Source organism: Microbacterium panaciterrae, from assembly GCF_039541635.1.
GTDB classification, from domain to species: Bacteria; Actinomycetota; Actinomycetes; order Actinomycetales; family Microbacteriaceae; genus Microbacterium; species Microbacterium panaciterrae.
Genome location: NZ_BAABGP010000016.1, coordinates 1 through 20309 on the forward strand (window position 1 = coordinate 1; position 20309 = coordinate 20309).

A 20309-nucleotide genomic window follows, 5' to 3' on the forward strand; every position below is an offset into this window, starting at 1 on the left:
TTCAAAGCGGGCATGAATCTACTCCTCGGTTAGATCATGCCCTCCGACGATCCCAGGCCGATTCAGGACACGTCGAGCGAGACCGTGTGAGAGGACGAGATGCCGAGGCTCGCGGCGATCGTGTCACGTGTGATCCCAGTCGAGATATCGATTGTCGTCGTCGCACTCTGGCCCTTCGCGATGGTGCACGTGCCACCGTTCGAGGTGCATTGTGCAATGGGTTGGGTGTAGTCGATCCATCCGGGGGAGGCTTCGATGTTGATGACCTTGTACGTCGTGCCAAACACCGGCCTGGCCGGCACGATGTCGCTTGGCGTGGCGGGCGCATTCGGTGCTGGTGTGGGTGGGGTACCTTCCACGGCCTGTGCCGGTACTGCCATCAGTACGCTTGCAGCGACGAGCGCGACTCCCCCAAGAAGGCTCAACACACGATTCTTGAACTCCATTGAAATATCCTCCGGTTAATGGGGGATCACTCAACGACCCCCCGTTGCGAGTTGAGCTTGACAGGAGAACTTCGGGACCGAAAGGGTTGAATTTGATCGGGAATCGAGGTCGGAATGGTAAGGACCAAGCGCCTGTTTGGCGTGGCTGCGGCTGCTCTAGCGGCTGCGACTCTGGCCGGCTGTACACCTGCGCCGCCCCCGCCTGAACAGCTCGTCGGCGAGACGCTGGAGCAGACTGAGAACGCACTGCAAGGGCCGTTTATCATCCTCGACATCTCGCAAAACGTGATCGGGAAGTCCCCGTCGTATGACGATGGGAAAGATCCGGCCGGGTGGTCCGTACTCGTCGCGTGCAAGTCTGCGTCAGGTTCGGGCTATGTTGTGGCAGTGATCCCCCGGTCCGCAGCGACGAAAACAATCGTCACCTCCGCCAGAGCCGGCGACTACGGCTCCTTCGTTGACGGCTGCTCGAAGGGTTAGCAGCAGAGCTCAGTCCAGGCCAACTTATGCTGCGGGCCGGATGGCGGTCAGGCCCGACGCGGGATTGACGTGCCTGCCGGTGCCCGACAATTCAGTGGAGTAACGCCAGGTCAGACCAGCAATCATGGTTCGAATCCCTTGGGCGGCTCCACTGAAAACCCCCTCTTCGGAGGGGGTTTCTCCGTTACGGCGTACGCTCGGATCATGACTCGCGCGCTGCTGATCGTCGACGTGCAGAACGACTTCACCGAAGGGGGCGCGCTCGCCGTCACCGGGGGCGACGCTGTGGCCGCCGGGGTCAGCGCGCTCCTGCACGCGCATGCCGCCGACTACGACGTCGTGATCGCCTCCCGCGACTGGCACGATGCGACCGGCGACAACGGCGGGCATTTCTCGGCCGAGCCCGACTACGTCGACAGCTGGCCCGTGCACTGCATCGCGGGCACGCCCGGCGCCGAGTACGACCCGCTGCTGGACACGGCAGCGGTCACGCATCACGTTGTCAAGGGACAGGGCCAGCCCGCCTATTCGATGTTCGAGGGCGTGACAGAGGCGGGGGAGACCGTCGCCGGCATCCTGTCCGCGCACGGTGTGCTCACAGCCGACGTCGTCGGCATCGCGACGGATCACTGCGTGCGCGCATCCGCGTCGGATGCGATCTCCCATGGGGTGCACGTGCGGATCCGCACCGATCTCGTGGCGGGTGTCGGTGCTGAATCCAGCGCTGCAGCCCTGGCCGAGCTCGCGCATGCGGGCGCGGAGCTGATCGACGGCGACGCCGCGTGAGCGCGGCTCCCCAGCGGTGCGCCTACCTGTTGCGAGCCGTGAACGTCAGCGGACGCAATCGCGTCCCGATGGCACAATTGCGCGGGCTGATGACTGCGCGGCTGGAGCTGGGCGTGGTGGCCACCTACATCGCGAGCGGCAACGTGATCGCCGATGCCACGGAGGATCCTGCGGCTGCGGCCTCGGAGATCCGCACCCTGATCGCCGAGGCGTTCGACGTCGACACTCCGGTGATCCCGCGCACCCACGCACAGCTGGTCGCCGCGCTCGCCGAGAACCCGTTCCCGGATGCGTCCAGCGACAAGATGCTGCACGCGATGTTCCTGGAGTGGGATCCGCAGACCGACGCGATCGAGGCGCTGACCGCGCGGCTGCTGCCCGAGGAGCGGATCGCGCTGCGCGGTGCGGATCTGTGGATCGACTTCGGTGCGGGGGTGCACCTGTCGAAGCTGACCCGCCCCGTGCTCGACCGCGCCCTCGGTGTCGCCGGCACCGCCCGCAACCTCCGCACCGTGCAGAAGCTCGCCGAGCTCACGGCGGCTCCGACCCGCTGAGGCCTCACCCCGGATCCGGTCCGAGCTCAGCCGGGCGCGGCTTCAGGCGCAGGCTTACTCGTGGCCGCCGGCCTCCCCGCGGACGTCGTGGATCGCGGATCCGCCGACGACCGTGAGATCGGCGTGCTGCGCGAGGATCTCGGCGGGCTCCATGGCGTACAGGTCTCCGGACCACACCACGAGGTCGGCCAGGTAGCCGGGTCGGAGCATGCCGAGGGCGTTCTCGTGGTGGAACGCGTCTGCGCCGCCCTTCGTGTACGCCTCGAGCGTGCGGTCCAGATCCAGGCGCTCGCCGACGGTCCACGCGTCGCCGCCGTCCAGGCGGTCGCGGGTCATCGCGCTGTACACGCCGACCAGCGGATCCATCTCCCCGACCTGCCAGTCGCTCGAGAACGTCACGCGCGCGCCGGACTCGATCATCGAGCGGAACCGCCAGGCGCGATCCCAGCGGGCCTCGCCGACATTCTCCATCCAGGTGCCCGCGACGAGGTCGGGCGAGGCGTGCCGGGGCTGCATCGCCGCGACCACGCCCAGGTCGCGGAAGCGGGGGAGATCCTCGGGTGCCAGGCACTCGACGTGCACGATGCCGTGGCGCGCGTCGCGCACGCCGTTGGCGCGCTGGGCGGCCTCGATCGAGTCGAGCGTCAGGCGGATCCCCCAGTCGCCGGTCGCGTGCGTGTGCACCTGGTAGCCGAGCCGGTCGAGCTCGACGAACAGCTTCGTGAACTCGAGCGGATCCAGGCTGGTGTGCCCGCGGTGACCCGGGCGGTTCGCGTAGTCCTCGAGCATCGCCGCGGTGTGCGGCTCGATCACGTCGTCGGCGTACAGCTTGACTGGGCCGAGGCGGAACCGCTCGTGCTGGGGGGTGTCCCGGATCGCGTCGGTGATCCGGGTGCGGAAGTCACCGTCGGCGCCGACGGGGTGGTAGATCGCGGCGATCGTGCGGGAGCGGAGGCGGCCCTCGCGCTCGGCGCGCGCGAACAGCGGCAGCTCGGCGAGCGGCACCTGCGGCTCGACGACGGTCGTTATCCCGAAGCGCGCCGCCATGTCGAGGCTGTTCACGATCTTGCGGTACCGGCGATCCGGCGAGTACATCGGGATGTCGCGCTGCAGCTGGGCGAGGCCGTCGATCGTCATCGCGCTCGTGTAGAAGTCGGTGACCCAGCCGGTGGGCTCGCCCGTGGCGCGGTCGATCTCGGGGTTGCCCCAGGCGATGTCCGCGCCGTTCAGGATGCCGAGCTTGGCCAGGGCGGGGCGGTTCAGCCACACGGAGTGCTGATCGTAGGTCGTGATGAAGACGGGGCGGTCGGTGACCCCGGCAAGGTCGTCGGCGTTCGGGCGGCGATCCTGCACCACCGAATAGAGCGCGTTCTCGGCGCAGATCCACTCGAGGTCGGGATGCTGCTCGGCGAACGCGCCGATGCGGGCGCGCACCACATCGAGGCTCTGCACCTGATCCAGGCTGACGGCGAGGTCGTCGTAGCCCAGCAGCAGATGGTTGTGGGTGTCGGCGACGCCCGGGGTGACCAGACGCCCCTCGAGGGCGATCGTGTGCCGCGCGGTGGGGGCATCGGCGGCGGATCCGACGTAGGCGATCCGGTCGCCGGTGATGCCGATGGCCTCGGCCCACGGCTGGTCGGGGTCGAAGGTGCGGACGCGTCCGCCGGTGTAGAGGGTGTCGACCGCCATGTCGGATGCTCCTTCGTGTTCGGGGCGCGTCTCGGTGTTGCGCACAGTTCTTTGACTTAAGAGTAAATTAATTCACTCAGAAGTCAAGAAACTCTTTCGCGATGGCCGGGAGTGCGCCAGGGGACTGCGATACTGGCTTCATGGCACGTCCCAGCACCCAGGAACGGCGCCGACGTGAAGTGGTCGACGCCGCGCTCGACGCCGCCGCCGAGCACGGCTTGCGCAACCTCTCGCTGACGGACGTCGCGAACCAGGCCGGTGTGACTCGGGGCGCGCTGCTGTACTACTACGAGGATCTCGACGCGATCCTCGTAGAGGCCCATGCCGCGGGCATGCGCCGGGTCGGAGAGGAACGCGAGGCACTCGTCGCGCAGGCGGCGCATCCTGCGGAGCAGCTCGCGATCGCGATCCGTGCGGGGCTGCCGTCTGGCCCCGATGACGCGCTCATGCGGCTGCTCTACGAGTTCGACGTGCTCGCGGGCAAGTCTCCGCTGCATGACGAGCTCGTGCAGCAGCTCTACGGAGAGCAGCTCGGACTGTACCGGCGGATCCTCGCCGCGGGGGTCGAGAGCGGCGACTTCGCCCTCACCGGTCCGCTCGAAGACATCGCGATGAACTTCGTCGCCCTGGAGGACGCCTACGGCCTGCACATCGTCGCGGGCGGCAGCATCACCGTCGCCGACGCGGAGCGCGCGATCGCGTTGTTCGCGCGGCAGGCCGGGGCGCCGCTGGCGGTTCCGCGCGGATAGGCTTGACGGCATGGCGCGTCCCCTGATCCTGTTCGTGTGCGTGCACAACGCCGGCCGCTCGCAGATCGCCGCCGGATTCGCCCGTGCGCTCGGCGGCGACCGCGTCGAGGTGCGCTCCGGCGGATCCGAACCGGGGGAGCAGATCAACCCCGCGGCTGTCGCCGTGATGGCGGAGAAGGGGATCGACATCACCGCGGCTGTCCCGCAGCTGCTGCGCACCGAGGACGTGCGCGAGGCCGACGCCGTGATCACCATGGGCTGCGGCGACGCCTGCCCGATCTTCCCCGGCAAGCGCTACGAGGACTGGGAGCTCGAGGACCCGGCGGGCCAGGGCGTGGAGTTCGTCCGCGGTGTGCGTGACGACATCGAAGAGCGCGTGCGCGGGCTGTTGACGAGCCTCGGGATCTGAGGCTCCTCGGGAACAGGCGCCGCGCTGCTGGCGTGCGTCAGGATCCGAGATACGGGACGAACGACTCCGGGATCGTCACGTTCTCTGATGCACCACGGAACATCGGCGCCACCTGGGCGGGCGTGTAGCGGGCGATCCCGCAGCCGACGGGCGTCAGCAAGAACCTCAGCTCGGCGTGCTGTGCGGCGTAGTCGATGAAGGCCTGCGCTTCGGCGGCGAGCTCGTCGAGCCCGCTCATGGTGTCGATCGCGTACGTCTGTCCCTGGTGGCCGTGACCCTCGCCCCAGACCGCGCCGAACCGCTCGTACGCGATCAGCGCCGCGCCATCGCCGTGCGCGCCCTCCGCGTTCGAGCCGAACACGAACACCTCGTCCGGCTCCAGCTCCGTGATCCGTCTCGGTGTGATCTCCATATGGGCTCCGATCGATCGGAGGAGGGCGAGACGCCGCCGGTCTCGCTGAAGTGGGCCCCGTGGGGCTCGAACCCACGACCCGCGGATTAAAAGTCCGATGCTCTGCCAACTGAGCTAGAGGCCCGTGGTTCCAGTCTAGGGCTCCGGAGTGTGTGCGCCATTCGGGCAGCGCGCGTACCCTGGGTCGGTGCCCGCGTCCTTCCCCCGTCCCGTTCGTCGTCCTCCGGAGACCTTCGACAACCTGCTCGGATCGCACGATCCGGCCGAGCAGACCAGGATGGCGCACGCGACCGCCTCGGCGCTGCTGGCGCGGGTGCGGGCGGACGACAGCGGTGTGAGCGCGGAGCGGCTCGTCGCGTACGCCACCGAGCACGGCATCGACGAGGTCGCGGAGCTGTGGGCGAAGAGCCCTGCCGTATCGCTGCCCGGTGCGCTGTGGCGGCTCTACCTGCTCCAGGCGTCGATCCACGCAGACCCGTCGACGGCCGCCCTGCTGCACGAACGCGGACGGGTGGAGCTGCCGTCCGTCGATCCGCTCGTCGCGGGGGCGCCTGCTCCGGCCGGCCCGGAGGAGCTCGTCGCGCTCATCGACACGATCCTGCGCGGGGCGTTCTCCGGCGACTTCGCGATCGCCCTCGAGCGGGCGGCGGCGTTCTGCCGGGTGCAGGCGTCGGGCGCCACGCACTTCGCCGACGACTACGAGCCGACCGAGCCCGACCGTGCCAGCGAGCTCACCACCAGGGCCGCCCGGCTCAGCACCTATGCGCAGGATCTCACCGCCTCGGCGGGGGCATGGCGCGGGGGATCCTTGACCTGAGGCCGGACACGAAGAAGCCGGGCCGCATGAACGCCTCTCGGCGGAAGGCCGCTCGCAGCGGCAAAAAATGGAGCCCGGGGTTATGCGGCCCGGCTGATCCAGTGTAACGCGAGGTCGTCCGAGGTATTCCCGTCGGAGCCGTGCAAGCGCGTTCTCGGGCGCGTCGGGTGAGGCTCTAGGCTCGTCGTATGGCCGCAGCCCGATTCGCCCTGCTGATCACTCCTGCCGAGACCACGGACGAGGAGCGTGCGGACTTCAGCGACAGCTTCCGCCGGATCGACCCCGGTGCTCCGGCCCTCAGCGTGGGCGAGCTGAGCACCCAGCGCGGCGACGGGATCTTCGAGTCGATCGGCGTCGTCGACGGGCATGCCCAGGAGGTCGAGCCGCACGTTCAGCGTCTGGCGCATTCGGCCGAGTTGTGCGACCTGCCGGAGCCGCACCGAGAGCAGTGGCGTCAGGCGATCGCGATCGCGGCGGCCGAGTGCGGGCCGGGGGAATGGGTGATCAAGCTCATCCTGAGCCGAGGCGTCGATCACGGGCCCGCTCCCACCGCCTGGGTGACCGCTGCACCGGCCGGCGACTTCACGATCGCCCGCACGGAGGGGATCCGCGTCGTCACCCTCGATCGCGGCTACGACAGCGGTGCGGCGGAGCGCTCGCCGTGGCTGCTGCTCGGCGCGAAGACGCTCTCGTACGCGGTCAACATGGCGGCGCTGCGCGAGGCGCACCGGCGCGGGGCCGACGACGCGATCTTCGTGACCACCGACGGCGTCGTGCTGGAGGCACCCACGGCGTCGCTCATCCTGCGCTTCGGCGACCGCTTCGTCACGCCGGCGCCGCACGGCGGGATCCTGCAGGGCACGACGCAGATCAGCCTGTTCTCGCACCTGGAGGAGCAGGGCTTCGCGACGGCTTACGAGACGGTCCCGACGACCAACCTCGCCGGTGCGGATCAGGCCTGGCTCGTCTCGAGCGTGCGCCTCGCCGCCCCGATCGCGGCGATCGACGAAGCGCGACTGGCCGTCGACCGGACGTTCACTGCCGCCCTCAACGCCTACCTGCTCTCGCCGCGCGACTGAGCCGGCTCGGCGAGAAACCAGATTCAGCATGAGACACCACGTCAGGCGTGGTGTCTCATGCTGAAAGTGGTTTCTCGAGCCCGGGTGCGCTCATGGCGACCGCGGCCGTGCTCACCCGAAGCGGCCGGAGACGTAGTCCTCGGTGGCCTGCTCCTTGGGCGACGTGAAGATCGTCGCGGTGTCGGCGTACTCGATGAGCTTGCCGGGCTTGCCTGTGCCGGCGATGTTGAAGAACGCGGTCTTGTCGCTGACCCGTGACGCCTGCTGCATGTTGTGCGTCACGATGACGATCGTGAACTCGTTCTTGAGCTCGGAGATGAGCTCTTCGATCGCGAAGGTCGAGATCGGGTCCAGCGCGGAGCAGGGCTCGTCCATCAGCACGACCTGCGGCTCCACGGCGATGGTCCGCGCGATGCAGAGACGCTGCTGCTGACCGCCGGAGAGCCCCGCGCCGGGCTTGTCGAGGCGATCCTTCACCTCGTTCCAGAGGTTCGCGCCGCGCAACGACTTCTCCACGAGGTCGTTCGCGTCGGAGGTCGAGATGCGCTTGTTGTTCAGGCGGACGCCGGCGAGGACGTTCTCCTTGATCGACATCGTCGGGAACGGATTCGGGCGCTGGAACACCATACCCACCTGACGGCGCACCAGCACAGGGTCGACGCCGGGGCCGTACAGGTCTTCCCCGTCGATCAGCACGCTGCCCTGGACGGTCGCGCCGGGGATCACCTCGTGCATCCGGTTCAGCGTCCGCAGGAACGTCGACTTCCCGCACCCGGAGGGGCCGATGAAGGCGGTCACGGTGCGCGGGGCGATGTTCATGGAGACACCCTCTACGGCGAGGAAATCGCTGTAGTAGACGTTCAGATCATTGACTTCAATGCTCTTGGACACGCTGTGTGCCTTCCTGAGTTAGCGGCTCTTCGGTGCGAATGCCTTCGCGACGATCCGAGCGATGAGGTTGAAGATGACGACCACGATGACCAGGAGCAACGCGGCCCCCCACGCTTGCGCCTGGGATGCCTCGATGTCCTTGCCGGGGAAGCTGTAGGCCGTGTAGGCCATCACCGGCAGGGTCTGCATGGGGCCGTTGAACGGGTCGGCGTTGAAGTTGTCGGTGAAGCTCGCGGCGATGAAGATCGGTGCGGTCTCGCCCACGACGCGCGCCACCGCCAGCACGACGCCCGTGACGATCCCGCTCGCAGCGGTGCGGAGCACCACCTTGATGATCGTCGCCGCACGCGGAACGCCGAGGGCGAGGGACGCCTCGCGGAGCTCGTTCGGGACGAGTCGGATCATCTCCTCGGTGGAGCGGATCACGATCGGGATCATCAGCACGCAGAGGGCGATCGACGCCGAGAACCCGCTGAACGCCTTCGGGCCGACGATGAGCGCGAAGAACGAGAACGCGAACAGGCCGGCGACGATCGAGGGGATGCCCGTCATCACATCGACGAGGAACGTGATCATGCGGCGCATCGGATTGTTCGGCAGCGCGTACTCGGTGAGATACACGGCGGCGAGGATGCCGATCGGCACCGAGATCAGCGCGGCGATTCCGGTGATGATCAGCGTTCCGACGACGGCCTGCAGCGCGCCCGGCGTGTTCGTGACGGCCAGCGTGTTCGGGTCGAACACGCTTCCGCCGACCTTGGTCACGAAGTCCCAGTTCAGCACCCTGAGGCCCTGGGCGACGACCGTCCACAGCGTGGAGATCAGGGGTGCGACCGCGAGCACGAACGCACACACGACAAGGCCGCGCACGACCCGGTCGGTGGCCTTGCGGCGGTTCTCGACGATGCCGGAGCCGACGCCGATCGCGATCAGGTAGCACACGCCTGTGAGGAACAGCCACAGTGCCGGATTGAAGTTCTGCAGCACCAGGAGCACGGCTGCGACGACAGCGGCCGCGCCGAGGGCGGTCGCAGGCTCGATCCATCTCGGCAGCTGTCCGCTGGTCAGATTCAACGGCTGAGCGACGACCGGAGCAGGGCTGGCGGCGCTCATACGCGCTTTCCAATCTTCGGAGCGGTGCGTGTCTTGCGTTCGGACCGTCCGAGAATGCCGCGAGCGATCATGTTCACGGCCAGCGAGACCACGAACAGCATCAGGCCCGTCCCGATCAGTGCGGAGCGCTGGATGTCGGTGGCGATCGGGAAGTTCAGCGCGATGTTCGCGGCGATCGTCTGGGAGTTGTAGCCGTCGGTCAGCAGCGCCGTCGAGAAGAGCAGCGAGGGCGAGATGATCAGCGCGATCGCCATGGTCTCGCCGAGCGCCCGGCCCAGGCCCAGCAGGATCGCCGACACCATGCCGCTGCGCGCGTACGGGAACACGGCCAGCCGGATCATCTCCCAGCGGGTCGCGCCCAGCGCGAGCGCAGCCTCCTCGTTCAGCCGCGGCGTCTGCAGGAAGATCTCACGCGTCAACGCCGTGACGATCGGCAGGATCATCACGGCGAGCACCACGCCACCGGCCAGCATGGTCGAGCCCGTGCTCGACACGGGTCCGCGGAACAGCGGGATCCAGCCTAGGTACTGATGCAGGAATTCGGCGAGCGGCAGCAGGAACGGTCGCATCACGATGATGCCCCACAGGCCGAACACGATCGACGGGACGGCCGCGAGCAGATCGACCACGTAGGCCAGCGCGCCGGCGAGCCGCCGTGGCGCGTAGTGCGAGATGAACAACGCGATCCCGATCGCGACCGGGGCGCCGAGGACGAGCGCGATCAGGGCCGACCAGATGCTTCCCCAGAGCAGGGGCGCGACGTAGTTCCAGAAGTTGCCCCAGGCCTTGTTCTGGTAGCCCGCCAGATCGTGGTCGGACTCCCAGTTCGCCGTGATCGCGGGCAGGCCCTTGACGATCAGGAAGATCGCGACGCCGGCGAGGATCACCATGATCGACGCAGCGGCCGTCGTGGAAAGGCCGAGGAAGAACTTGTCGCCCGCGCGACGCTTTGCGACGAGATTCACGGGGACGGCGATGGATGCGGCATCCCGCTGCGCGACATCAGTCACGGTCCCACACTCGATTTCGCATCTCGCGTCTTTCTGCTTGTTCCGGCAGGTGCCGGAAGGAGTCGGGTCAGAGAGAACTCGGCAGAACCTCCGCCGGAGGCGGCTGCTCTGCCCAGTCCGGATCGACCCCGCAAGGGGGCCGATCCGGACTGACCGGAACTCAACTTACTTGATGGTCGCGAGCGTCTCCTGCGCGGCCTTCAGGACGGACGCGGGAAGCGGCGCGGCGCCGGCGTTCTTCGCGGCGACCAGCTGGCCGACGGTGCTGTCGACGAAGCCGATGTACGACTTCACGAGCGCGGCCTGTGCCGGGGTCTTGAAGGCGGCGCACGCGACGGCGTACGAGACCAGCGGGATCGGGTACGTCCCGGCGGTCAGCTTCGAGTAGTCGAACTTCTTGGACAGGTCTCCCGGGACGCCGTTGGACGCGTCGACCGCGGCGACCTCGAAGGTCTTCGAGACGGCAGCGGCGCTGAACGAGATCGCCGTGCCGTCCTGCAGGATCGCGGCGCTGTTCAGCTTGCCGATGGCGGAGTGGTCGGCGTATCCGATCGTGCCGGTGCCGGCCTCGACGGCCTGGACCACACCCGAGCCGCCCTTCTGCTTTGAGACGTCGCCCTCGACCGGCCAGTCCTTGCCCGCGGGGTAGGTCCAATCGGTCTTCTGCGTGGCGGCCAGGTAGTTGGTGAAGTTCGCCGTGGTGCCGGAGCCGTCGGAGCGCGCCACCGTGGTGATCTTGCCGGCGGGCAGCGCGGTGCCGTTGTCCTTCGTGATGGCGGCGTCGGACCAGTCGGTGATCTTCAGGGAGAAGATCTTCGCGATCGTGTCGCCGCTGAGCTTGAGGCTCGTCACGCCGGGGATGTTGAAGATGATGGCGACGCCGTCGAGGTAGACCGGGATGTTGAGGCCGCCGGCGGTGCACAGGCTCTTCGACGCGGTGGTCTGGTCGGCGTTCAGGGGCGAGTCGGAGCCCGCGAAGTCGTACGCGCCACTGAGGAAGTTGGTGACGCCGCCGCCCGAGCCCTGCGACTTGTCGTAATTGATCGTGACGCCCTTGACCTGCGCGTTGTACGCGGCGACCCACGCGGCCTGCGCGTTCGCCTGGGCGCTGGAGCCGCCCGCGGTGATCGTGCCGGTGAGGGACGCATCCAGCTTCGAGGTCACCTCGCTGGAGGTCGGCGCCGCAGAGGGGCTGTCAGTGCCGGTCGCGGCGGGGGTGGCGGAGCAGCCCGCGAGCGCGATCGCGGCGAGTGCGCCCACGGCGCCAAGCTTGGTGATGCTGTTGACCTTCACGGTGTAAGTCCTTCGCTGTGTCGGGAGGTAGCCCGGTGCAGGGCCACGCCAGACGATATGCGTCGACTATTACGCGTTCAAAGATCGAAGGTAAACGGGCGGTGAACGGGATCCGCTGCGCAGCGCGTCAGATCTTCGGGAGGTGGGTCTCGATCGAGATGATGCCGGATCCGGGGTTCGTGGCGCTGAGATGCACCACGCTGAACGCGCCGACCTCGAGGGCGGAGGCGCTGCCGAGGTAGGAGCCGCGCATGGTGCCGGTGGCGAGGGCGATCTCCCGGAGGATGTCCGGCAGCACCGGGCCGTGGCTGCACAGCACGGTCGCCTTGCCGGCCCGGACGCGTTTTCCGACGACCGCGCGCGGATCCGATTCGCCCTCGTCCCAGGCGTCCTGGCTGAGCAGCGGCGTCTTCGTGAGCTTGAGGTCGAGGGACTTCGCGAGCGGCTTGACCGTCTCCACGCAGCGGCGCGCATCACTGGTGACGATCTTCTGCACGCCGAACGCGCGCAGCGGTCCGACGATCGCATCGGCCTGGGCCCTGCCGCGCGGGGTGAGCGGGCGGGTGGCGTCGGATCCGAGCCAGACGCCCCGATTGGCGGCCTTCGCATGGCGCAGCACGATCAGAGGGAACGTGCGCAGGGCGCCGTCGGCGATGAGCTTCGCGAACGCCTCCAGGATCTCCACGTCGACGGGGTAGCTGAGCCGGGCGCGTGCCTTCTTCACGCTCATCCACTCGAGGGCGGCGATCTCGCGATTGGGCACGAACGCCGAGGCGCGCACGGCCTCGTCGGTGGCCTCGGCGGCCCAGTAGTGCACGACCTTCTGCTTGCGGTTCGCCATCGTGTACCGGGAGACGCCGACCGGAGCGCCGAGCACCACTCTGATGCCGGTCTCCTCGAAGATCTCGCGCACCGCCGTCTCGGCGAGCATCTCGCCCGGATCGACCTTGCCCTTGGGCAGCGTGACGTCCCGGTACTTGGTGCGGTGGATCAGCAGGATCCGCACCTTGTCGTCCACGACGCGCCAGACCAGCCCGCCGGCCGCGTAGACGGCGCGATCCGGGCGGTCCGCGATGACCGTGATCCCCGTGGTGTCCGCCGTGGCGACGGCGGGACCTGTGCCGCCGGAGCTCATCGGACCGCCCTGGCTCGCCGCCGCTTCTGGATCTCCGACATGGTCCTATCCTGCAGGTCGATCAGCGCGGTGCCGTCATCGCGGAACGCGCGTCGCGTCCATTCGCCCTCGGCGCCCAGATGCCACGACGCCGTCTCCGGCGAGATCGCCCGGTCGAAGAACGACAGCAGCTCGTCGACATGCGCGGGATCGGTGACCCGCACCAGGGCCTCCACGCGGCGGTCGAGGTTGCGGTGCATCATGTCGGCACTGCCGATGAAGACCTGCGGATCGCCCTCGTTGTGGAACGCGAAGATCCGCGAGTGCTCCAGGTAGCGGCCGAGGATGGAGCGCACCGTGATGTTGTCGGTGACGCCGGGCAGATCAGAGCGGAGGCTGCAGATGCCGCGCACCCACACCTCCACGGGGACGCCGGCGACGCTCGCCCGGTAGAGCGCATCGATGATCTGCTCGTCGACCAGGGAGTTCACCTTGATGCGGATGTGCGCGGGCTTGCCGTCGAGCGCGTTCTGGCGCTCCCGCTCGATGAGCCGGAGCAGGCCCTTGCGCAGATGCAGGGGGGCGACGAGCAGGCGCTTGAACTTCTTCTCGATCGCGTAGCCGCTGAGCTCGTTGAACAGCCGGGTGAGGTCCTTGCCGACCTGAGGGTCGCTGGTGAACAGGCCGAAGTCCTCGTAGATGCGGCTCGTCTTCGGGTTGTAGTTGCCGGTGCCGACGTGCGAGTAGTGCCGGAGGGTGCCCTCCTCCTGGCGGATCACGAGCGCGAGCTTGCAGTGCGTCTTCAGCCCGACGAGGCCGTAGACGACATGCACGCCCGCCTTCTCGAGCTTGCGCGCCCAGACGATGTTGTTCGCCTCGTCGAACCGCGCCTTCACCTCGACGAGCGCCAGCACCTGCTTGCCGGACTCCGCCGCGTCGATGAGCGCCTGCACGATGGGGCTGTCGCCCGAGGTGCGGTAGAGCGTCTGTTTGATGGCCAGCACGTGCGGATCCCGCGCCGCCTGCTCCAGGAACGACACGACGCTCGTCGTGAACGACTCGTACGGGTGGTGCACCAGCACGTCCGCCTTGCGGATCGCCTTGAAGATGTCGATCCGCTCGTTCGCGCCGGGCTTGAAGGCCACCGCCGTGGTGGGCAGGTGCGGCGGGTAGTGCAGATCGGGGCGGTCGATGCGGGACAGGTCGAACAGGCCGCGCAGATCCAGCGGACCGGGGAGGCGGTAGATCTCCTGATCGGTGATGTCGAGCTCGGAGATGAGCAGGTCGAGCGTCACCTCGTCCATGTCGTCGGTGATCTCGAGACGGATCGGCGGGCCGAACCGGCGGCGCAGCAGCTCGGCCTCGAGCGCCTGGATGAGGTTCTCGGACTCGTCCTCCTCGATCTCCACATCCTCGTTGCGGGTGAGCCGGAACGCGTGGTGATCCAGCACCTCCATGCCGGGGAAGAGGTCGTCGAGGTGGTTGGCGATCAGCTCCTCGAGCCGGATGAACTGCTGCGCGCCTGCCGTGCCGGGAACCTCCACGAAACGCGGCAGCATCGGCGGCACCTTCAGGCGCGCGAACTCCTGACGCCCCGTGCGCGCGTTGCGGATCCGGATCGCGAGATTCAGCGACAGCCCGGAGATGTACGGGAACGGGTGGGCCGGGTCGACGGCCAGCGGCATCAGCACCGGGAAGACGTTGCTCTGGAAGTAGTCGGTCAGCTCGGCCTTCGCCTCGCCGTCGAGGTCGTCCCAGTCGACGACCGCGATCCCGGACACCGCGAGGTCGGGGCGGACCAGCGTGGTCCAGGCCTGCGCGTGCCGCAGCTGCAGCCGGTGCGCCTCAGCGGAGATGTCGGCCAGCACGTCGGAGGGCGACCGACCCACGTTGGTGGGAACCGCGAGACCGGTGAGGATGCGCCGTTTCAGACCCGCGACGCGCACCATGAAGAACTCGTCCAGATTGCTCGCGAAGATCGCCAGGAAGTTCGCGCGCTCCAACGCCGGCAGCGTCTCATCCTCGGCGAGCTCGAGCACGCGCTGGTTGAACGCCAGCCAGCTCAGCTCGCGGTCGAGGTAGCGGTTGTCGGGGAGCGACGAGTCGTCGGGCGCCACGAGCGCGTCGAAGTCGTCGTCCTCGGCATCTCCGAGACCGGAATCAGCCAGTGCGGGATCGATCATGCGTACATCTAAGCACCGGAGGGTGACACCCGTGTGAACGAGTCGGGCCCGCAGGATCAGCGGGTGCCGGGGGAGACCGGGCGGGTCTCCTCCTCGTCGACGTTGAACCGGTAGCCGACGTTGCGCACGGTTCCGATGATGTGCTCCTGGTCGCCGAGCTTGGCGCGCAGACGCCGCACGTGCACGTCCACCGTGCGGGTTCCGCCGAAGTAGTCGTAGCCCCAGACCTCGCTGAGCAGCTGCTCGCGCGTGAACACCCGGGACGGGTGCGTGGCGAGGAAGTGCAGCAGCTGGAACTCCTTGTAGGTGAGATCGAGAGGAGTCCCGCGCAGTTTCGCGGAGTAGGACTGCTCATCGATCGTCAGCCCGGACGTCTGCACCCTGACCGGCTCGGCGGCGGACTCCTCGCGGGACAGCGCGAGCCGGATCCTCGCGTCGATCTCGGCGGGGCCGGCGTTGTGCAGCAGCACGTCGTCGATCCGCCAGTCGCCGCTGACCGCGCTCAAGCCGCCCTCTGTCATCACCAGCAGCAGCGGGCCGCGCAGCCCCGTCGTGCGGATCAGCGTGCACAGCGACTTCGCGGCGACGAGGTCGGTGCGCGCATCGACGATCACGACATCGGCGTCCGGCGCGGTGACCAGCTCCGCTGGCTGTGCGGGAATGGTGCGGACCCGGTGGCTGAGCAGCTCCAGGGCGGGCAGGACCGGCTCCGCAGCGGGAGACGAGGTCAGAACCAGCAGTTGAGCCAAGCGGAATCCTTTCCTGCCGACACTCTACTCAGTGGTGAGCGACCCTGGCCCCTGCGTGACGGACCGGCCTGCCCCGGGCGGATGGGCGGATCGCGGCGGATGGTGCGGGTTTCGGCGGTGCGGTGCGCTCACAGCGCGGATGGGTGACAATGGGCGCATGGCCGCTGACCCCGCCCTCGCCCCGCGCAGCCCCCTCGTGGGCCTCGTCGTCACGTGGGCCGTCGCCGCGATCGGTGCGATCGTGATCGGCATCTTCGCACCGGATCGCACCATGATGACCTGGTACATCATCGGCTTCGGCATCTGCGTGCTGCTCTCCTTCGCGGTGCAGCTGGTGCGCGGGGAGACCAAGGGATTCATCCTGCGGGTGGCCGCGGGCAGCCTCGGCGCGCTCTTGGTGATGGGGCTGTTCTCGGTCGGCTTCGGCGTCGCCTCGCTGTTCACCGTCTGACGCCGCCGGCCCGCGCGGACGGCATAGAGTAGTCGTATGGACATCGTCGCGCTGGAACTCTTCTTCGTCGGCCTCCTGGCACTGGCGGGTCTCGCGATCGCCTTCTGCGCGGGTGCCGTTCTGGTCAACCTGTTCCGCGGCCAGCGCTGATCAGCGCCCGCCGCACCGGAACCCGCGCACAGCCCGCACGCTGAGAGAGGGCCACCATGCTCGATCTGCCCACGGATCTGCCCGCCGACATCGTTCCGCTGTCGTGGCTGCTCGGCGTCTGGGAAGGCACCGGCGTCATCGACTACGAGATCACGGACGCCGACGGCGGCACGCACCGCTATGCCGGCGAATTCGCGCACCGCGCGAGCTTCAGCCACGATGGCGGCCCGTTCCTGAACTACGCCGCGTCCGCCACCTACACGCCGGAGGGCGGCGAACCCGTCGCGCTCGTCGCCGAGACCGGCTTCTGGCGCCTCGCGCGCCCGGCCGGCGCCGCTGACGCGGGGCCCGCTCTGCTGCCCCCGCGCGAGCCGCGCACCGCCGCGCGCACCGCGGACGATGTGGAGGCCCTGCGCCTGGCGGAGGGCGGCTTCCCGCTCGAGGTGTCGATCGCGCACTCGGACGGCGCCCTCGAGCTTTACCTCGGCCGCATCGACGGACCCCGCGTCGACATCGCCACCGACGCGATCGTGCGCGCCGCGGGAGCCAAGAACTACGGCGCGGCCTCGCGCATGTACGGCCTGGTGGACGGGCATCTGCTCTGGGCCTGGGACATCGCGGCCCTCGGCACCGAGCTGCGCTCGCACGCCTCCGCCCGGCTGGCGAAGGTCTGAGCCATGGATCCGTTCTCCGCACTTCCCGGGGCCGTCCTCGACACGGCGTCCGAAGGATCCGTCGTGGCGCACTTCGGGGACCCGATCCGCGAGCAGCGCGCGCTGGAGCGCGGCGCCGCGCTCGCGCCGCTCGGTGACCGCACGGTGATCGAACTCGCCGGAGCCGAGCGACTGACCTGGCTCGACTCGATCACCTCGCAGTCGGTCGCGCACCTCGGCGCGGGACAGAGCACCGAACTGCTCGTTCTGGATCCGCAGGGGCGCGTCGAGCACGTCGCCGCCGTGTTCGACGACGGCGCGTCGACCTGGCTGCTCGCGGATGCCGCCGATGCCGCGCCGCTGGCGACCTGGCTGCAGCGGATGGTGTTCCGCGCCGACGTGACCGTGCGCGTGCGCGTGGAGCTCATCGTGATCGGGTTCTTCGCGGGCGGCGACGCCGAGCAGCGTGCCGAACGCGCCGCGCTCGCCCCTCACGGCACGGCCGTGATCTGGACGGATCCGTGGCCCTCGATCCAGCCCGGCGGGCATCAGTACCACCTGGGCGAGCACCCCGGCGCCGGCTACCACTGGCGCACGGCCGTGGTGGATGCCGCCACCGCCACCGCGCTCGCCGCCGAGACCGACGCCGTCTGGGCCGGTGCGCTCGCCGCCGAGGCGCTGCGCGTCGCGGCTTGGCGTCCGCGCTGGGCCACGGAGGTGGATGACCGCTCCCTGCCGCACGAGACGGACTGGATCCGCAGCGCCGTGCACCTGAACAAGGGCTGCTACCGCGGCCAGGAGACCGTCGCCAAGGTGCACAACCTCGGCCACCCGCCGCGCCGGATCGCGGCGCTGCACCTCGACGGCAGCGACGACCTGCTGCCCGCTCCCGGCGCGCCCGTGCTCGCCGGGGCGGAGGACTCCGACGAGGTGGGCCGGATCACGTCCGTCGCCCGTCATCACGAGCTCGGCCCGATCGCGCTCGCGATCCTGTCCCGTCGTGCGCCGATCGGCGACCTGGTCGTGCGCACCCCGGATGGGGACGTCGCCGCCGCGCAGGAGATCATCGTCCCGGCCGACGCCGGCGCCACGGCGGACGTGCCGAGGCTGACCCGGCTGTCCCGCCGCCCGTCGGCGCCGGATCCGCGCCGGCCGAGCACACCCGACGCCCTCTGACGCGATGCGCTGCGTGACCTCAGGGGCGCGATGATGCCCGGGGAGCGTCCGCTGCGGATGCTGCTGATCGACAACTACGACTCGTTCACGTACAACCTCGTGCACCAGATCGCCGCCACGGCGGGCGGACCTCCCGACGTCGTGCCCAACGACTGGGACGGCTGGGATCCGTCGGTGCTCGACGCCTACGACGCGGTGGTCCTCTCGCCGGGGCCGGGAGATCCGCAGCGGCCGGCGGACTTCGGGATCTGCGCCGAGGCGATCCGGATCTGCGCGGCACGGCGGATCCCGCTGTTCGGGGTGTGCCTGGGGCATCAGGGGCTCGCGGCCGCGTTCGGGGCCCGGGTGCTGCGCGCGCCCGAGCCGCGGCACGGTCGGCCCTCGACGGTGCGCCATGACGGGACCGGGCCGTTCCAGGGCCTGCCGTCGCCGCTCGAGGTGGTGCGCTACCACTCGCTCATGGTCGACGACATGCCGGCGGAGCTGGCGGTCACGGCGGTCGCGGACGACGGCGTGATCATGGGCCTGCGGCACCGCACCCTGCCGCTCTGGGGCGTGCAGTTCCACCCCGAATCGATCGGCACCCCCGACGGCACCCGCATGATGGCGAACTTCGTCGCCCTGGTGCGGGCGTCGGCCGACCCGGCCCGGCCGGTCGAGGATGCGGCACCGCGCCGTCACGAGTCGGACCTGCCCGTCGCCCGGCCGGTGCTCCGGCGGCCGCTGCCGCTGCGGCACGACTCCGCCGTGCTGTTCTCCGCGCTCTTCGGCGGGGCGGAGCATGCCGTCTGGCTGGACGGCAACCGGCCGGAGGATCCGCGTGCGCGGTATTCGATCCTGGGCGGAGGGGACGAGCTCGTCACCGCGCTCGCCGATGTGCAGGCCGGGACCGTGACCGTGCGCGAGGCCGACCGGGAGCGGGTCGTGCCGAGCGGCTTCTTCGACTGGCTGGAGGCGGAGCTCGCCGCGACCCGCACCGAGCGGGGCGATCTGCCGTTCGCGCTGGGCTGGGTCGGCGCGCTCGGCTATGAGCTGCGCGCCGAGTGCGGGTCCCCGCACACCCGTCGTTCCGCGACCCCGGACGCCCTCCTGGTGCGGCTCGACCGCGCGGTCGTGATCGACCACGACGAGCGCGTGCTGCACCTCCTCGCCCTGGACGACGCGGCCTGGATCGAACGCACCGCAGCGCAGATCGCCGCGCTCAATGCTGCCGCGCTCGAGACGGATCAAGCGTCCCCCGTGCCGTTCGCGGACGGTCCGGCGCCGCTCGCACTCACCGCCCGGCACTCCCACGACGACTATCTGCGGCTGATCGCCGAGGCACAGGAGCAGATCGCCGCCGGCGAGACGTACGAGGTCTGCTTGACGAACCTGCTGCACAGTGACGAGGACCTGGATCCACTCGCCGCCTACCTCGCGCTGCGCACGCAGAACCCGGCACCGTTCGGGGCCTTCCTGCGTATCGCGGGGGTGAGCGTGCTGAGCACCTCGCCCGAGACCTTCCTGCGGATCAGCGCCGACGGCGCCGTCGAGTCCAGCCCGATCAAGGGCACCCGGCCGCGCGGCGTGACAACGGCCGAGGACGCGCGGATCGCAGCCGAGCTCGCCGGATCCGAGAAGGATCGCGCCGAGAACCTCATGATCGTCGACCTGGTCCGGCACGACCTCGGGCGCACGGCCGAGCTCGGCTCTGTGCACGTTGACGGACTGTTCCGGATCGAGAGCTATGCGACCGTGCACCAGCTGGTCAGCACGGTGCGCTCGCGCCTCGATACCTCCCCGGTGGCGTGCGTGCGCGCGGCCTTCCCACCCGGATCGATGACCGGGGCGCCGAAGCGGCGCACCATCCAGATCCTGGACCGCCTGGAGGCGGGCCCCCGCGGTCTCTACAGCGGCGCCCTCGGATTCTTCTCGTTCGACGGGGCGGTCGATCTCAGCGTCGTGATCCGCACGCTCGTGCAGCACGACGGCGTGCTCGACTACGGCGTCGGCGGGGCGATCGTCGCGCTCTCGGATGCGGAGGACGAGTACGCCGAGACGATCGTCAAGGCGGGTCCGCTGCTGCGTCTGACCGGGGCGGAGTTCCCGCGAGGCTGAGGTCGGAT

At 69.2% G+C, this 20309-nt stretch carries 20 protein-coding genes and 1 tRNA gene; 10 read left to right on the forward strand and 11 right to left on the reverse strand.

The genetic code is table 11. The features are described from left to right. Positions 1-62: 62 nt before the first annotated feature. Positions 63-446, reverse strand: a complete 384-nt coding sequence (locus ABD882_RS11350; protein WP_345187015.1) for a hypothetical protein — start codon at positions 444-446, stop codon at positions 63-65. A 684-nt stretch (positions 447-1130) separates the two neighbouring features. Here ABD882_RS11350 and ABD882_RS11355 point away from each other — a divergent pair. After that, on the forward strand, positions 1131-1712 hold the full coding sequence (locus ABD882_RS11355; RefSeq protein ID WP_345187017.1) for an isochorismatase family protein: 582 nt from the start codon (positions 1131-1133) through the stop codon (positions 1710-1712). After that, positions 1709-2266 (forward strand): DUF1697 domain-containing protein, encoded by a 558-nt coding sequence (locus tag ABD882_RS11360; RefSeq protein ID WP_345187018.1) that lies wholly within the window; start codon positions 1709-1711, stop codon positions 2264-2266. Before ABD882_RS11355 ends, ABD882_RS11360 begins: the two co-directional genes overlap by 4 nt. Positions 2267-2320: 54 nt before the next feature. On the opposite strand, the gene ABD882_RS11365 is transcribed toward ABD882_RS11360, so the two are convergent. Continuing rightward, entirely contained in the window at positions 2321-3955 is a 1635-nt protein-coding gene (locus tag ABD882_RS11365) for an amidohydrolase (protein ID WP_345187020.1), read from the reverse strand. A 140-nt stretch (positions 3956-4095) separates the two neighbouring features. On the opposite strand from ABD882_RS11365, the gene ABD882_RS11370 reads away from it, so the two are divergent. After that, the gene (locus ABD882_RS11370; protein WP_345187021.1) at positions 4096-4704 is read left to right on the forward strand and encodes a TetR/AcrR family transcriptional regulator; all 609 of its coding nucleotides are present in this window, start codon (positions 4096-4098) and stop codon (positions 4702-4704) included. Positions 4705-4714: 10 nt separating this feature from the next. Next, positions 4715-5113: an arsenate reductase ArsC gene (locus ABD882_RS11375; protein WP_345187023.1), complete on the forward strand. Its 399-nt coding sequence runs from the start codon at positions 4715-4717 to the stop codon at positions 5111-5113. Positions 5114-5150: 37 nt separating this feature from the next. On the opposite strand, the gene ABD882_RS11380 is transcribed toward ABD882_RS11375, so the two are convergent. Together ABD882_RS11380 and ABD882_RS11385 are read right to left on the reverse strand one after the other, a co-directional pair. Next, entirely contained in the window at positions 5151-5525 is a 375-nt protein-coding gene (locus tag ABD882_RS11380; protein ID WP_345187025.1) for an A1S_2505 family phage non-structural protein, read from the reverse strand. Positions 5526-5576: 51 nt separating this feature from the next. After that, positions 5577-5649: transfer RNA gene (locus ABD882_RS11385), tRNA-Lys, on the reverse strand. 63 nt (positions 5650-5712) lie between these two features. Between ABD882_RS11385 and ABD882_RS11390 the strand changes: the two genes are divergently transcribed. Together ABD882_RS11390 and ABD882_RS11395 are read left to right on the forward strand one after the other, a co-directional pair. Then, the gene (locus ABD882_RS11390; protein ID WP_345187027.1) at positions 5713-6342 is read left to right on the forward strand and encodes a DNA-directed RNA polymerase subunit beta; all 630 of its coding nucleotides are present in this window, start codon (positions 5713-5715) and stop codon (positions 6340-6342) included. Between the two features lie 188 nt (positions 6343-6530). After that, the gene (locus ABD882_RS11395) at positions 6531-7421 is read left to right on the forward strand and encodes an aminodeoxychorismate lyase (RefSeq protein ID WP_345187029.1); all 891 of its coding nucleotides are present in this window, start codon (positions 6531-6533) and stop codon (positions 7419-7421) included. A gap of 111 nt (positions 7422-7532) precedes the next feature. Here the strand turns inward: ABD882_RS11395 and pstB are convergent, their stop codons facing one another. The 7 genes from pstB to ABD882_RS11430 form a co-directional block, all read right to left on the reverse strand. Beyond that, positions 7533-8312 carry a phosphate ABC transporter ATP-binding protein PstB gene (gene pstB / locus ABD882_RS11400; protein ID WP_345187031.1) on the reverse strand — a complete coding sequence of 260 codons (780 nt, stop codon included), beginning with the start codon at positions 8310-8312 and terminating at the stop codon, positions 7533-7535. Between the two features lie 18 nt (positions 8313-8330). Beyond that, positions 8331-9425 (reverse strand): phosphate ABC transporter permease PstA, encoded by a 1095-nt coding sequence (gene pstA, locus ABD882_RS11405; protein ID WP_345187033.1) that lies wholly within the window; start codon positions 9423-9425, stop codon positions 8331-8333. Next, positions 9422-10435 carry a phosphate ABC transporter permease subunit PstC gene (gene pstC / locus ABD882_RS11410; RefSeq protein WP_345187034.1) on the reverse strand — a complete coding sequence of 338 codons (1014 nt, stop codon included), beginning with the start codon at positions 10433-10435 and terminating at the stop codon, positions 9422-9424. Before pstC ends, pstA begins: the two co-directional genes overlap by 4 nt. 165 nt (positions 10436-10600) lie before the next feature. After that, on the reverse strand, positions 10601-11728 hold the full coding sequence (locus ABD882_RS11415) for a substrate-binding domain-containing protein (RefSeq protein ID WP_345187036.1): 1128 nt from the start codon (positions 11726-11728) through the stop codon (positions 10601-10603). A gap of 127 nt (positions 11729-11855) precedes the next feature. Then, positions 11856-12863, reverse strand: a complete 1008-nt coding sequence (locus tag ABD882_RS11420; protein ID WP_345187039.1) for an NUDIX hydrolase — start codon at positions 12861-12863, stop codon at positions 11856-11858. Further along, positions 12860-15025: an RNA degradosome polyphosphate kinase gene (locus ABD882_RS11425; protein WP_345187041.1), complete on the reverse strand. Its 2166-nt coding sequence runs from the start codon at positions 15023-15025 to the stop codon at positions 12860-12862. Before ABD882_RS11425 ends, ABD882_RS11420 begins: the two co-directional genes overlap by 4 nt. Positions 15026-15081: 56 nt before the next feature. Further along, on the reverse strand, positions 15082-15774 hold the full coding sequence (locus tag ABD882_RS11430) for a winged helix-turn-helix transcriptional regulator (protein ID WP_345187042.1): 693 nt from the start codon (positions 15772-15774) through the stop codon (positions 15082-15084). A gap of 157 nt (positions 15775-15931) precedes the next feature. Here ABD882_RS11430 and ABD882_RS11435 point away from each other — a divergent pair, with 157 nt between their 5' ends. The 4 genes from ABD882_RS11435 (at position 15932) to pabB (ending at position 20301) form a co-directional block, all read left to right on the forward strand. After that, a complete protein-coding gene (locus tag ABD882_RS11435; RefSeq protein ID WP_345187044.1) occupies positions 15932-16225 on the forward strand; it encodes a hypothetical protein in 294 nt (97 codons plus the stop codon). Positions 16226-16431: 206 nt separating this feature from the next. Continuing rightward, on the forward strand, positions 16432-17049 hold the full coding sequence (locus ABD882_RS11440) for a nitrobindin family protein (protein ID WP_345187046.1): 618 nt from the start codon (positions 16432-16434) through the stop codon (positions 17047-17049). A gap of 3 nt (positions 17050-17052) precedes the next feature. Then, on the forward strand, positions 17053-18204 hold the full coding sequence (gene ygfZ, locus ABD882_RS11445) for a CAF17-like 4Fe-4S cluster assembly/insertion protein YgfZ (protein ID WP_345187049.1): 1152 nt from the start codon (positions 17053-17055) through the stop codon (positions 18202-18204). 30 nt (positions 18205-18234) lie between these two features. Further along, positions 18235-20301 carry an aminodeoxychorismate synthase component I gene (gene pabB / locus ABD882_RS11450; protein ID WP_345187051.1) on the forward strand — a complete coding sequence of 689 codons (2067 nt, stop codon included), beginning with the start codon at positions 18235-18237 and terminating at the stop codon, positions 20299-20301. Positions 20302-20309: the final 8 nt, after the last annotated feature.

Coding starts and splice junctions, on each gene's coding strand:
- ABD882_RS11350 (WP_345187015.1), bottom strand. CDS start 446: ATGGAGTTCAAGAATCGTGTGTTGAGCCTTCTTGGGGGAGTCGCGCTC.
- ABD882_RS11355 (WP_345187017.1), top strand. CDS start 1,131: ATGACTCGCGCGCTGCTGATCGTCGACGTGCAGAACGACTTCACCGAA.
- ABD882_RS11365 (WP_345187020.1), bottom strand. CDS start 3,955: ATGGCGGTCGACACCCTCTACACCGGCGGACGCGTCCGCACCTTCGAC.
- ABD882_RS11370 (WP_345187021.1), top strand. CDS start 4,096: ATGGCACGTCCCAGCACCCAGGAACGGCGCCGACGTGAAGTGGTCGAC.
- ABD882_RS11375 (WP_345187023.1), top strand. CDS start 4,715: ATGGCGCGTCCCCTGATCCTGTTCGTGTGCGTGCACAACGCCGGCCGC.
- ABD882_RS11380 (WP_345187025.1), bottom strand. CDS start 5,525: ATGGAGATCACACCGAGACGGATCACGGAGCTGGAGCCGGACGAGGTG.
- ABD882_RS11395 (WP_345187029.1), top strand. CDS start 6,531: ATGGCCGCAGCCCGATTCGCCCTGCTGATCACTCCTGCCGAGACCACG.
- pstA (WP_345187033.1), bottom strand. CDS start 9,425: ATGAGCGCCGCCAGCCCTGCTCCGGTCGTCGCTCAGCCGTTGAATCTG.
- ABD882_RS11420 (WP_345187039.1), bottom strand. CDS start 12,863: ATGAGCTCCGGCGGCACAGGTCCCGCCGTCGCCACGGCGGACACCACG.
- ABD882_RS11425 (WP_345187041.1), bottom strand. CDS start 15,025: ATGATCGATCCCGCACTGGCTGATTCCGGTCTCGGAGATGCCGAGGAC.
- ABD882_RS11435 (WP_345187044.1), top strand. CDS start 15,932: ATGGCCGCTGACCCCGCCCTCGCCCCGCGCAGCCCCCTCGTGGGCCTC.
- ABD882_RS11440 (WP_345187046.1), top strand. CDS start 16,432: ATGCTCGATCTGCCCACGGATCTGCCCGCCGACATCGTTCCGCTGTCG.
- ygfZ (WP_345187049.1), top strand. CDS start 17,053: ATGGATCCGTTCTCCGCACTTCCCGGGGCCGTCCTCGACACGGCGTCC.
- pabB (WP_345187051.1), top strand. CDS start 18,235: ATGATGCCCGGGGAGCGTCCGCTGCGGATGCTGCTGATCGACAACTAC.